This is a genomic window from Paenibacillus qinlingensis (assembly GCF_031455095.1).
Classification (GTDB): domain Bacteria; phylum Bacillota; class Bacilli; order Paenibacillales; family NBRC-103111; genus Paenibacillus_E; species Paenibacillus_E qinlingensis_A.
The window spans coordinates 47,530-59,110 of record NZ_JAVDSB010000027.1; the positions used below are offsets into that span (position 1 = coordinate 47,530).

Genomic DNA, 11,581 nt, shown 5'->3' on the forward strand with positions numbered 1-11,581 from the left:
TCCCCTTTTCTTCTTCCATGCATGAATACCTGCTATTTTATCACATCACGAATTAAACAAACAACCGATTGTGCGGCAATTCCCTCACCACGGCCCGTAAATCCAAGCCATTCTGTCGTCGTCGCTTTGACATTGACTTGGTCGATCTCAGCTTCTAGCGCCGCTGCGATAATTTCAGCCATTTGCGGGATGTAAGGCAGCATCTTCGGTTTCTGAGCGATAATCGTAGAATCTGCGTTCCCTAATTTATAGCCTCTCTCTTTCGCCAATTGCCATACGCGCTTCAATAAGACTACGCTATCTGCATCTTTGTACTCGGCAGCTGTATCCGGGAAATGCTTCCCGATATCACCAAGACCTAGTGCGCCCAAGATTGCGTCACTAATCGCGTGCAGCAGCACATCCGCATCGGAATGCCCCAGCAACCCTTTTTCATAAGGAATCGTTACGCCTCCAATAATGCATTTACGCCCCTCTACCAATTGATGAACATCAAATCCATTCCCTACACGTATCATATCTGTTCCTCTCCCCTTACGTTCTGTAAAATCCATTCTGCCCATGGTAAATCTTCAGGTGTCGTTATTTTAATATTATAGTAGTCCCCTTCTACCACATGCACGGCAGCGCCCAAACGCTCCACTAAACTCGCATCATCTGTACCCATGAACTTATCCAGCTGTGCTTGCTCATGTGCTTCCTGAAGGAGTGAAAGACGAAAAGCCTGCGGCGTTTGGATCGCCCACAAGCTTCGTCTATCCGGTGTCGATTGAATGCGCTTATCTGCTGCATCCACAACCTTAATTGTATCCTTAACGGGGACGGCTAGGACAGCTGCCCCTACGTCCTGTGCTTTTTTCAGACACTCGAACATATGTTCTTTCTTTGCGAAAGGGCGAACACCGTCATGAACAAGCACCCATTCTGTATCCTCTTGCAAGGCATGGAGACCTCGTCTAACGGAATCTTGACGCTCCGCGCCTCCTGCTAGTACACACGTTACTTTCGTAAGTGCATAGCTCATGACATAGCCGTTGCAGCGACTCACATCATCTGCACCAACAACGAGAATAATTTCATCCACTTCATGTATGTTTTGAAATAATTGCAAGGTATGTACCAGAATTGGCTTCTGTCCCAGTTGCAGGTATTGTTTGCTTTCTGCTGTACCCATGCGCGAACCCTTGCCCGCTGCAACGATAATAACTCCTAGCTTCCCCATAAGTCCTCCAACTTGGCGCTTTCAGAGCGAAAGCTTTCTTCGTAATCATAGGCCCAAGTTAACTTGAAAGAGCTATGTTACATCTCCTTATCATACTGGTTTTACTGTGCTTTTTCCAATAGTTTTGGTTTCGCAAAAATCATTCGACCCGCTGAAGTTTGCAACACGCTCGTTACCATGACTTCCAGCGTCATCCCGATGAAATCACGCCCACCTTCGACAACGATCATTGTTCCATCATCCAGATACGCTACACCTTGTCCATGTTCCTTGCCGTCTTTAATGACTTGAACAATAATTTCTTCTCCCGGTAGGACAACTGGCTTCACTGCATTCGCAAGATCATTGATATTGAGCACCGATACACCTTGTAGTTCACACACTTTATTCAGGTTAAAATCGTTTGTAATCACTTTCCCTTGAAGCACTTTCGCTAAGCGCACCAACTTGCTGTCCACTTCAGCAATTTCTTCAAAATCCCCTTCATAAATGAGGACTTTCACTTCAAGTTCTTTTTGGATTTTGTTCAAAATGTCCAGTCCGCGACGACCACGGTTTCGCTTCAGTAAATCTGATGAGTCTGCAATATGCTGCAGCTCCTCCAATACGAACTCAGGAATCACTAGGGTCCCCTCGATAAAGCCCGTCTTGCAAATGTCGGCGATCCGGCCATCGATGATGACACTCGTATCCAAAATCTTGTGCTCTTCGTAGGGGCGATGTGTCTGCTTCTCAGGCCCTCCTGAACGACTCTTCGCAATTGCCTGCACGAGCTCTTCCCGCTTGCTGTAGCCGATACGGAAGCCCATAACACCCAATACGGCTGAAACGAGGAATGGCAAGAATGGCCCCGCCCACTTGGCTTGCTCTAGCACAGGGAAAAGCATAACGGAAACAAGCAATCCAATCACAAGACCAAGGGTACCGGAAAGCAAATCGGACACGGGAATATCCGTGACATTGCGTTCTCCTCTCATCAGTAAATTTATACCGATATTAGCTACCCACGCGGAAATCAGAAACATCCCTACTGCACATAAACTATTAATCCAAAATACTTGTCCTGCTGAACTTACGACATCCGTAGTAGAAAGGAACGCATCGCTCCACCTATAACCTAAACTGCCACCCATGATCGCCAAAATGATTTGTACCCACTTCTTCATCACAGATTCACCTCCTGCATCAACTTTTTTTGAGCCTTATTACAATTATGTTCCAATTTATGCAACATTAATCACTTCTTTAGTCGGAAAATTGAAATATTAGAAGGCATCCATTATAATGAAATGGAAGTTACCAACCAACCAGAGGTGGATGGAATGAGCTCCTTGACTTTAAAGCAGTTCCAAGATCAAGTATCCGAATTGTTACTCCGTCACCGTAGTCTGCTTGATGTCTTATCCAAATTTCAACAGTCAGGCGCAGCTGCCAACCGTTCCGTGGTGAAATCCATTACCGAATGTGGATGTATTCAGGTTCATGCAGCTAAGCAAGAGTATCATCCAGAGATGACTTTGGATGAGGCTAAGGATGTTCTTCGCACCCACGTATCTGGTCACTTATGTGAGCAATGCATTGAGGTCGTAAGTAGCGAGCTAGGCAGGAATCTCTTCTACATGTCTGCGCTTAGCAACATTCTTGATATTAATTTGGAGCAAGTCGTTGAAAACGAATCAAAAAAATGCACAACACTGGGCCTATTCAACATGTCATGATGATCAAAACAAAAAAGCATTTATTTTCTTCCTGAAGGTTCAGGGGAAAATAAATGCTTTTTATTTTCGAACACCGGGCTTACACGTCAGATTTCACTGAATTGTTGTCGTCTACGCCGCGTCTTTTGTTTTTTCTGCGAAGATTACGGAGACGGATAAAGTATCCATCAACGTTTTTTTTTAGGCCGTAAAGAGCGTACATCAGAAGCGGTACGAAAATCATTTTGGAAATGGATTCTGGCCATTTGATCGCAATCAAGATTGCTGCTGCCACGATAATCGGAGTGATCCAAATCGCTGCTTTAGGAATACCCGCTTTTTTGAAGTTTGGATATTTCACTGTGCTGACCATTAAGTATGACAATAGAATTGTACTTACAAGAAGTACATAAACGTTAATATCGTTCACGAATAGAGCTAATGTACAAAGAACACCGCCTGCGGCTGGAATCGGTAAACCGATGAAATAGCCAGGCGTACCGGCAACAACATTGAATCTGGCTAACCGCAGCGCTCCACAGATCGGGAAGATCGCTGTAACAATCCATGCAAAAGCTGGACTAATGACGGTAGGGTCGTTAAACGCAACTACGTACATGATGAAAGCAGGAGCGACACCGAAAGAAATAACATCGGATAAGGAGTCTAATTCTTTACCGAACTCACTTTGAGCGTTCAACGCTCTCGCAACACGTCCATCGAGTCCATCCAATAGCATAGCGACAATGACAAGCACAGCAGCGATGCCGTGTTCTCCACTGAAGGCTAGGATAATCGATAGTACGCCTAGGAATAAGTTCCCTACTGTAAAGAGACTGGGAATTGATTTCGTTAACATATGTTTTTGTCCACCTCTGGATTTACTATACCCTAAACTTGACTTCATGAAACCTCAACAATGATACTTTATGATTGTATCCACTTTAAATATGTCTGTCAATGAACACTTGTTCCTGAATTCTTTTGAGACCTTCCTTTATGGCGCGGGCTCTCACTTCTCCGATTCCGTCAACTTCATCCAATTCCTCGATCGTCGCCATCATCATGTGTGGCAAGTAGCCAAACTTCTCCACTAGATTACCAATAATGATCGAAGGTAACCGCGGAATTTTGCCTAAAATGCGGAAACCACGTGGGGAAACCGGCTCTTCTGCAATCGAATTGGTATGAGAATACCCAAGCAATCGAATGATTTGCTGGGGCTCGAGCAGCTCGTCAGAAGACAGGCGCTTCAAACCAGCCTGCATCTCCTTGACTCTTTCCTCTGATAATTCTCTTACATAATCTTTTACGAGTAAACGCGCTTCAAGTTCCGCATTCCCAACAAGTTCTTCTAATTGCATACTAATAAGGCGTCCTTCGTTGCCAAGTTCGTTAATATAACGATTAATTTCCGCTTTAATACGTAATACCATCTCGAATCTGGCAATGACATTCGTAATATCATGAAGGGTAACTAACTCTTCAAATTCGGATGCACTCAGGTTCGTTAAGGACTGATCTAGAACAACCTTGTATCTCTCCAGCGTCTGGATTGCTTGATTTGCTTTGGTCAGGATGACACCAATATCTTTCAGTGCATATCTTAAATTACCTTGATACAGCGTAATGACATTCCGTCTTTGGGAAATGGAAACGACCAATTTATTCGTCTGCTTCGCCACACGTTCCGCGGTTCGATGTCTAATCCCCGTTTCCGAAGAAGAAATCGATGAGTCCGGGATTAGCTGTGTGTTCGCATATAGGATTCGCTTGATGTCCTCGCTAAGGATGATCGCACCGTCCATTTTGGCAAGCTCATATAAATAGTTAGGTGAAAAATCGCAATTTATGGAGAACCCGCCATCCACAATTTCAGTTACCTCTGAACTGAAGCCTACAACGATCAGTCCACCCGTTTTGGCGCGTAAGACATTCTCCAATCCATCACGAAATGGCGTACCAGGTGCTACCAATTGGAGCAATTGGCTCATCACATCTCGTTTCGTCTCTTCTTTACTCATCTTTTTCCTCCTGAAGGCTTATAGCTTGCAGAACTCACGTTAACCTAGAGCTGCTTTCAACGCCTCTGCCACCGTGTTTACCCCAATAATCTCCATCCCTTTCGGATGTGTCCACCCCTTCAAACTTTTCTCAGGCATAATCACTCTGCGGAAACCAAGCTTCTCTGCTTCCTTCACACGTTGATCAATCCGAGATACACCGCGGACCTCTCCAGTTAAGCCGATTTCTCCGAACACAACATCAAAAGGCTGTGTCGATTGATCTCGGAAACTAGATGCGATACTAATGGCAATTGCCAAGTCCACGGCTGGTTCATCTAGTTTGATTCCGCCTGCCACGTTGAGATAAGCATCCTGATTTTGCAAAAACATGCCCATTCGCTTCTCTAAAACGGCAATAATTAGCGAGAGGCGGTTATGATCAACACCTGTCGCCATCCTCCTAGGAGAAGGGAAATTTGTCGAAGAGACGAGCGCTTGAATTTCCACCAAGACGGGACGTGTCCCTTCCATACTAGCTACAACGGCAGAACCAGCTACACCAAGCGGTCTTTCCGAAAGAAACAGCTCAGATGGATTGTTGACCTCTACGAGACCAACCTCTTGCATTTCAAAGATACCGATTTCATTTGTTGAGCCAAAACGGTTCTTCACCGCTCTTAACACACGATAAGAATGATGCCGCTCCCCTTCAAAGTAGAGCACACAATCGACCATATGCTCCAGCATTCTAGGCCCTGCTATTGCCCCTTCCTTCGTCACATGCCCGACTAGGACCGTTGCAATTCCCTTACCCTTAGCTATTCTCATAAAATGGCCTGTGCATTCTCGAACCTGTGATACGGTTCCAGGTGCCGAAGTAATTGCTGGGTGGAACACCGTTTGGATCGAATCGATCACCAGAAAATCGGGGTTCGTTTCTTGTATAGCTTCCTCGATAAGCTCGAGATTCGTCTCACATAATACGTATAGCAGCGGAGAGGTGGCATTTAAACGATCTGCGCGGAGCTTCGTCTGCTTAATTGATTCTTCTCCTGATATATAGAGGACTTTTTGGTGAGCTTGTGTGAGTTCGAAGGACGTTTGTAGAAGCAAGGTTGATTTTCCGATACCCGGATCTCCACCAACGAGGATAAGTGACCCAGGGACAATGCCTCCGCCTAGGACACGATTTAATTCTTTGTTGCTTGTAACAACCCTTGGTTCAGAGCTGCTTTCTATATGTATGATGGGGATCGCTTTTTCTTTCGTTTTGGGGATCGAAGATGTCATACCCTGCGTACGAACGACAGTTTCAATTTCTTCCACCATCGTATTCCAAGACTGACACCCTGGGCATTTGCCCATCCATTTCGGTGATTCATAGCCACATTCTTGACAGCTAAATTTGGTTTTTTGTTTACTCATTGAACAAATTGCTCCTTACTATGGGGATATCCTTTTTGGCTATCCTTACCAATAAAGTTTACCATTTTTATGTTTCTCATGAAAGTGCCGAAAGAAACAAAATAAAGGGCTACTCCATCTTTCGTGGACAGGATTCGTCATATATTTCCCTTAATTTAAAAAAGCATCTCACTCCACCCTCATCGGATGAAGTGAAATGCTTCTTCACTTACTTTTATTTCGTCAATGAGACGCCTTCGCCCTTCAGGACAACCAGTTCGCCTTCGTTCTCATCAATGGTCAGTGAATCGCCTTTGGCAATATTGCCTCTGAGCAATTCTTCCGATAAGCGATCTTCGATATGTTTCTGAATCGCTCTGCGCAATGGACGCGCACCATAGGTTGGATCAAATCCTTCCTTGGCCAGGAACATTTTCGCCTTGTCCGTTAACAAGAAATCAACTTCTTGCTCTTTTAGACGCTTGCGCAGATCATCAGCCATTAGGCTAACGATTTGTGCAATATGTGCTTCATCCAAAGAGTGGAATACGATGATTTCATCGATCCGGTTAAGGAACTCAGGACGGAAGCTTTTCTTCAACTCGCCCATCACTTTGTCTTTCATGTTGCTATAGTCTTTACCAGCATCAAGCGCAGCAGTGAAACCCAGTGAAGAATTTTTCTTAATCATGTCCGCGCCGACGTTGGAAGTCATAATAATGAGTGTGTTGCGGAAATCAACGGTACGACCTTTGGAATCCGTTAAACGACCATCTTCCAACACTTGTAGCAGGATGTTGAACACTTCAGGGTGTGCTTTCTCGATTTCATCGAGTAGGACAACGGAATATGGCTTACGGCGAACTTTCTCAGTCAGTTGACCGCCTTCTTCATATCCTACATATCCTGGAGGCGCCCCTACTAAACGGGAAGTTGAATGCTTCTCCATATACTCGGACATGTCAATCCGAACAACGGCGTTATCATCTCCGAAGAGGGACTCTGCTAGCGCACGTGCAAGCTCTGTTTTACCAACACCCGTTGGTCCTAAGAAAATAAAGGAGCCCATCGGACGCTTCGGATCTTTCAAACCAGCTCTTGCGCGGCGAATCGCACGACTCACAGCTTTAACGGCTTCTTCTTGTCCAATGACACGCTCATGAAGGATATCTTCCATTTTGAGTAAACGGTCGGTTTCTTCTTCAGCAAGCTTACTTACCGGGATTCCCGTCCAGCTCGCTACGATTTGCGCGATATCATCTGGCGTCACTTCTGTGTCCAGACGGCCTTGCTTCTCTTTCCACTCGTTCTTCGTGGAATCTAGCTCTTCGCGAAGCTTTTGTTCCGTATCACGAAGTCCTGCTGCTTTCTCGAACTCTTGGCTCTGAACCGCAGCGTCTTTCTCTTTACGAATATTCTCCAGCTTGCTTTCAAGCTGCTTCAATGATGGTGGCGTTGTGTACGAACGCAATCTCACCTTGGAACTCGCTTCATCAATCAAGTCAATCGCTTTATCTGGCAAGAAACGGTCTGTGATGTAACGATCAGATAGCTTGACAGCTTCTTGAATCGCAGCATCTGTAATTTTCACACGGTGATGTGCTTCGTAACGGTCACGCAAACCATACAAGATTTGAACGGCTTCTTCCGGAGATGGTTGGTCTACCGTAATCGGTTGGAAACGACGCTCCAGCGCAGCATCTTTTTCAATATATTTGCGGTACTCATCGAGTGTTGTAGCACCGATACATTGCAGCTCGCCTCTGGCAAGAGCCGGCTTAAGGATGTTGGAAGCATCAATTGCACCTTCCGCTCCACCAGCACCAATTAACGTATGAAGCTCATCAATGAACAATACGATATTACCGGCTTGACGAATTTCGTCCATGATTTTTTTGAGGCGATCCTCGAATTCACCGCGGTACTTCGTTCCTGCTACTACAGAACCCATATCCAGCGTCATAACTCGTTTATCTTTCAACGTTTCCGGAATTTCATTGTTAATGATTTTTTGAGCAAGACCTTCAGCAATCGCCGTTTTACCAACTCCTGGTTCACCAATCAGGACCGGGTTGTTCTTCGTTCTACGACTTAGCACCTGAATGACACGCTCAATTTCTTTGCTGCGTCCAATAACTGGATCCAGATGACCCTCTTTGGCATAGGCAGTCAAATCTCTTGCTAACCCGTCTAATGTAGGCGTGTTCACGTTGGGATTCGTACCATGGCTAGGTGACACTGTTTCACTACTGCCTAGCAATTGCAGAACTTGCTGACGCGCTTTGTTCAGGGAAACGCCAAGATTATTAAGCACTCTTGCAGCTACGCCCTCACCTTCGCGGATCAGTCCGAGCAAAATATGTTCAGTCCCCACATATGTGTGACCTAATTTTCTCGCTTCATCCATCGAAAGTTCAATCACTTTCTTAGCTCTAGGCGTATACGCGATGTTAGTCGGTTGCTCTTGCCCTCTGCCAATTAGAGATTCGACTTCATCTTGAATTTTCTCAAGACCAAGGCCGAGCGCAACGAGTGCTTTAGCAGCAATGCCTTCACCTTCACGAATAAGTCCAAGTAAAATGTGCTCTGTTCCAATATTATTATGTCCTAATCGAACAGCCTCCTCTTGAGCAAGAGAAAGCACCTTCTGCGCACGTTCCGTAAATCTGCCAAACATCATAGCGAACACCTCCAAAAGTAGTATATCTATGGATTTCCTAAAGATGATTCTTATCTCACTTTATACCCTGCCGAATTTCTCGCGAATCAGTTCCGCCCGTCGCATATCCCGTTCATCCGCATTCAGCTTCTCACCTGCATATTGCTGAAGGAACCCAGGCTGCGTCATAACTAACAATTCATTGAGCACATTGGAGGATACATTGTTGATGATGCCAAGGTCAATCCCCAGCCTTACATCTGACAACCGTTGAGCCGCTTCCTTAGAGTCAATAATCCCTGCATAGGATAGAATACCAAGGGACCGATTAACACGATCAATAATGCGCATTCTAGACTCTTGCAATAGCTTATGTCTCGCGGCGCGTTCATGCTCTATAATTTGCCTCGCTACACTATATAAATTATCAATGATCTCTTCTTCCGACTGACCTAACGTAATTTGATTAGAGATCTGGAATAGATTACCTAATGCTTCGCTGCCTTCTCCATATAATCCTCTAACCGTCAACCCAACTTGTGTAACTGCGGATAAAATACGATTAATTTGCTGACTTAGTACTAGAGCAGGCAGATGCATCATGACCGAAGCTCGAATCCCCGTGCCGACATTCGTCGGGCAGCTTGTTAGATAGCCTCTTTTTTCATCGTATCCATAATCCATGTGTGTTTCAAAAATATCGTCAATCTGATTCGCTAGATCCCAAACCTCTTTAATCTGGAAGCCAGGACATAAACATTGTATGCGAAGATGGTCTTCTTCATTGATCATAATACTAATCGACTCATTATCGCTTAAAATAACGGCACCATTTCTGGATTCGTTAGCTAAATTAGGACTAATTAAATGTTTCTCCACTAGCACCATTCGCTCGAGCTCATTTAACGCTGCTAATGGAATGAGCGAGAAGTTGCTTATCGTCTCCAACTCTTCATTCTCAAGAACACCAGATAACTGTTCCAGCACTTCTTGGGATTGTTGATTGGTTGCGAGCATGGGATATGGATAATCTCTCAGGTTACGAGCAATACGGATCCGACTGCTTATGACAATATCCGACTCTGGCCCTTCACCTTTCATCCATTCACTCAAAGCATCTCCTGTAAACCGCTGTAATGTCACTGGATTCACACTCCCTTACAAACTTACATACCCGCAATTTTCTTCTCAATCTCACGAATTTGGTCACGTATCTGGGCAGCCTGCTCAAATTCTTCGCTTTCGATACAGGTCATCATATCTTTCTTCAAAAGATCGATTTCACGCTTGCTTTGAATAATACCGCCACTTCGCTTGGGAACTTTCCCAACATGCACGATATTCCCATGCACTCGCTTGAAAAGAGGATCTAGTTTAACCGAAAAACTCTGATAACAGGACCCACAACCAAACCGACCTAATTTACTGAATTGCGAGTACGTAAGACCGCAGTTATCACAGCGGATAGCCTGAGACTTTGCCGCGGACAGTGGTTCAAAATCAAGTAAGCCTGATAGTAAATTGTGAATCGAAAAGCCGTTCGATGTTCCTGGAATCATCTCGCCCTTCTCGCGGGCGCAATTCTCACAAATGTGGAACTCGTTCTTGTCTCCATTCACAATCTTCGTGAAATGAAGAGTCGCCGGTCGTTTCCCGCATTCCTGACAAACCATTCCATCTGCCTCCTTATCTGCTAAGCAAGGATATCAGCATTGCTTTAAGAATCTTGGCCCGAATTTCATCGCGCAGCGGGAGTTTAAAGGTCAATACATCTCTGGATATCGCTGCCCGAATCAGGTTAGCTTCTCTGGTGGAAATATAATGCCCCTCTTGCAATTGATAAACGAGCCCCTCTGAGGTGACTTGATCAATGTGGGTATGAATCGTACGGAAGATGTGATCTAGAATAGATCCATGACTCTTGAGCTCGATCTTCTGAATACGAATGTAGCCGCCACCTCCGCGTTTACTCTCAACCACATAGCCCTTTTCCAAGGTAAACCTTGTACTGATGACATAATTGATTTGAGAAGGTACGCATTGAAACTGGTCTGCCAAATCGTTCCGTTGAATCTCGATTGCTCCTTCCGAACTTTGTTGCAGGACATGCTTTAAATACTGTTCAATAATTTCTGATACATTGCGCATCAATTCGGCCTCCCAGATTTCTAGAAGTAAATTGACTTTGACTTTCTTTGACCTTAACTAAATTATAATCATTTCCTTTCTTTTTGACAAGTACTGCTCCTAAATTGTCTCCCACTACGTATCCGATAGCCTTATGTGAACCTTACTATTGTTGACCTTACCTAGGTATTTATTCGAAAGTTATTTAATAAAAAAACTGTTGATATTGCTTAATTAACCAACATTCTACTTTGTATCACATATCCCGCTACTTCATGTGTGCAGCCTCGGGGTCTACATGTACTTTTCGGGCTACCGATGGAACGCAAAAAAGAGTCTTACCTAGATTTCTCTAAATAAGACTCTTTCAGTGCTTGGCAACGTTCTACTCTCCCAGAACCCTGCGGTTCAAGTACCATCGACGCTGGAAGGCTTAACGGTCGTGTTCGAGATGGGAACGCGTGGA

At 44.8% G+C, this 11,581-nt stretch carries 11 protein-coding genes and 1 rRNA gene; 1 reads left to right on the forward strand and 11 read right to left on the reverse strand.

What is annotated here, in order from left to right:
• Positions 1-32: 32 nt before the first annotated feature.
• The 3 genes from ispF to J2736_RS32575 form a co-directional block, all read right to left on the reverse strand.
• Positions 33-518 carry a 2-C-methyl-D-erythritol 2,4-cyclodiphosphate synthase gene (ispF, locus tag J2736_RS32565; RefSeq protein ID WP_310502682.1) on the reverse strand — a complete coding sequence of 162 codons (486 nt, stop codon included), beginning with the start codon at positions 516-518 and terminating at the stop codon, positions 33-35.
• Positions 515-1,222 carry a 2-C-methyl-D-erythritol 4-phosphate cytidylyltransferase gene (ispD, locus tag J2736_RS32570; protein ID WP_310502683.1) on the reverse strand — a complete coding sequence of 236 codons (708 nt, stop codon included), beginning with the start codon at positions 1,220-1,222 and terminating at the stop codon, positions 515-517. Before ispD ends, ispF begins: the two co-directional genes overlap by 4 nt.
• 101 nt (positions 1,223-1,323) lie before the next feature.
• On the reverse strand, positions 1,324-2,391 hold the full coding sequence (locus tag J2736_RS32575; RefSeq protein WP_397342145.1) for a PIN/TRAM domain-containing protein: 1,068 nt from the start codon (positions 2,389-2,391) through the stop codon (positions 1,324-1,326).
• A gap of 153 nt (positions 2,392-2,544) precedes the next feature.
• On the opposite strand from J2736_RS32575, the gene J2736_RS32580 reads away from it, so the two are divergent.
• The gene (locus tag J2736_RS32580) at positions 2,545-2,940 is read left to right on the forward strand and encodes a nucleoside triphosphate pyrophosphohydrolase family protein (RefSeq protein WP_065858819.1); all 396 of its coding nucleotides are present in this window, start codon (positions 2,545-2,547) and stop codon (positions 2,938-2,940) included.
• Positions 2,941-3,019: 79 nt separating this feature from the next.
• Here the strand turns inward: J2736_RS32580 and pssA are convergent, their stop codons facing one another.
• From pssA to rrf, 8 genes are all read right to left on the reverse strand, one after another.
• Positions 3,020-3,778, reverse strand: coding sequence for a CDP-diacylglycerol--serine O-phosphatidyltransferase (gene pssA, locus J2736_RS32585; RefSeq protein ID WP_310502685.1), 759 nt, complete (start codon positions 3,776-3,778; stop codon positions 3,020-3,022).
• A gap of 85 nt (positions 3,779-3,863) precedes the next feature.
• Positions 3,864-4,943 carry a DNA integrity scanning diadenylate cyclase DisA gene (gene disA, locus J2736_RS32590; protein ID WP_310502686.1) on the reverse strand — a complete coding sequence of 360 codons (1,080 nt, stop codon included), beginning with the start codon at positions 4,941-4,943 and terminating at the stop codon, positions 3,864-3,866.
• Positions 4,944-4,982: 39 nt separating this feature from the next.
• The gene (gene radA, locus J2736_RS32595) at positions 4,983-6,350 is read right to left on the reverse strand and encodes a DNA repair protein RadA (RefSeq protein ID WP_310502687.1); all 1,368 of its coding nucleotides are present in this window, start codon (positions 6,348-6,350) and stop codon (positions 4,983-4,985) included.
• Between the two features lie 214 nt (positions 6,351-6,564).
• Positions 6,565-9,009, reverse strand: a complete 2,445-nt coding sequence (gene clpC / locus J2736_RS32600; protein WP_310502688.1) for an ATP-dependent protease ATP-binding subunit ClpC — start codon at positions 9,007-9,009, stop codon at positions 6,565-6,567.
• 60 nt (positions 9,010-9,069) lie between these two features.
• The gene (locus J2736_RS32605) at positions 9,070-10,131 is read right to left on the reverse strand and encodes a protein arginine kinase (protein ID WP_310502689.1); all 1,062 of its coding nucleotides are present in this window, start codon (positions 10,129-10,131) and stop codon (positions 9,070-9,072) included.
• 23 nt (positions 10,132-10,154) lie between these two features.
• Positions 10,155-10,661: a UvrB/UvrC motif-containing protein gene (locus J2736_RS32610; protein WP_056618372.1), complete on the reverse strand. Its 507-nt coding sequence runs from the start codon at positions 10,659-10,661 to the stop codon at positions 10,155-10,157.
• A 13-nt stretch (positions 10,662-10,674) separates the two neighbouring features.
• Positions 10,675-11,136, reverse strand: a complete 462-nt coding sequence (locus tag J2736_RS32615; RefSeq protein ID WP_310502690.1) for a CtsR family transcriptional regulator — start codon at positions 11,134-11,136, stop codon at positions 10,675-10,677.
• Positions 11,137-11,487: 351 nt separating this feature from the next.
• Positions 11,488-11,581: ribosomal RNA gene (gene rrf, locus J2736_RS32620) — 5S ribosomal RNA — on the reverse strand; the annotation flags it as partial.

Bases quoted from the DNA above. Each gene is read 5' to 3' on its own strand.
- J2736_RS32615 (WP_310502690.1), bottom strand. From the start codon at position 11,136: ATGCGCAATGTATCAGAAATTATTGAACAGTATTTAAAGCATGTCCTG.
- clpC (WP_310502688.1), bottom strand. From the start codon at position 9,009: ATGATGTTTGGCAGATTTACGGAACGTGCGCAGAAGGTGCTTTCTCTT.
- ispF (WP_310502682.1), bottom strand. From the start codon at position 518: ATGATACGTGTAGGGAATGGATTTGATGTTCATCAATTGGTAGAGGGG.
- disA (WP_310502686.1), bottom strand. From the start codon at position 4,943: ATGAGTAAAGAAGAGACGAAACGAGATGTGATGAGCCAATTGCTCCAA.
- J2736_RS32610 (WP_056618372.1), bottom strand. From the start codon at position 10,661: ATGGTTTGTCAGGAATGCGGGAAACGACCGGCGACTCTTCATTTCACG.
- J2736_RS32580 (WP_065858819.1), top strand. From the start codon at position 2,545: ATGAGCTCCTTGACTTTAAAGCAGTTCCAAGATCAAGTATCCGAATTG.
- ispD (WP_310502683.1), bottom strand. From the start codon at position 1,222: ATGGGGAAGCTAGGAGTTATTATCGTTGCAGCGGGCAAGGGTTCGCGC.
- radA (WP_310502687.1), bottom strand. From the start codon at position 6,350: ATGAGTAAACAAAAAACCAAATTTAGCTGTCAAGAATGTGGCTATGAA.
- pssA (WP_310502685.1), bottom strand. From the start codon at position 3,778: ATGTTAACGAAATCAATTCCCAGTCTCTTTACAGTAGGGAACTTATTC.